Origin of the sequence: Paenibacillus vandeheii (assembly GCF_030433635.1) — a bacterium.
Taxonomy (GTDB): domain Bacteria; phylum Bacillota; class Bacilli; order Paenibacillales; family Paenibacillaceae; genus Paenibacillus; species Paenibacillus vandeheii.
In genome coordinates, this window is sequence record NZ_JAROCD010000046.1 from 1 (window position 1) to 710 (window position 710).

Below are 710 nucleotides of genomic sequence, written 5' to 3' on the forward strand. Positions count from 1 at the left end.
GATCATTTGGAAAAAACGCTTGGTAAAAGGCCGAACACCGTCATTGCCGATGCAGGCTATGGAAGTGAAGAAAATTACAGCTATTTGGAAGAGCAAAGCATCCAGGCAATCGTCAAATATGGGACGTACCACAAGGAGAAAACCAGGGCGTGGAAGCAAGCGATTGGCAAGGTGGACAACTGGAGCTACAACGAAACGGAAGATACATGGACCTGTGCGGCTGGGAAGACATTACGTTTTCGGTACGAAAGCGAGACGGTCACAGAAAGTGGTTACACGATTCGTACCCGCCATTATCGAAGTGAAGATTGTAGTGCATGTCCTCTGAAAGCAACATGCACGAAAGCCAAAGGCAATCGGGAGATCGCGATCAGTCTGACCTATATGCGGCAAAAAAACGAGATGCGGGAACGACTGCGTAGCGAGGAAGGATATACCCTTTCCGTTCAGCGCATGACGGAGCCCGAGAGCGTGTTTGGGCAAATCAAAAACAACCGGGGATTCCGCAGATTCCTGCTTCGCGGCTTGCAAAAAGTAAGCCTGGAGGTCGGGTGGCTTTGCCTTGCCCACAATCTGCTGAAAAAAGCGGCAATGATGGAAAAAGACAAAAAGGACAAAGCAGGATAAACCTCTGCTTTGTCCTTTTTCGAACGTAGGAGTGTTATTTCTTTTTTGCTGATACGCTTTTTAAGGGCTTTTGAGACAGCCCC

Annotated in this window: 1 protein-coding gene; it reads left to right on the forward strand. The window is 48.5% G+C overall.

Features of this window, described 5'->3' with window-relative positions; all coding sequences use genetic code 11:
- On the forward strand, positions 1 to 627 hold a 627-nt coding region (locus tag P5G61_RS31845; RefSeq protein ID WP_301250127.1), incomplete at its 5' end, for a transposase.
- Between the last annotated feature and the right edge of the window lie 83 nt (positions 628 to 710).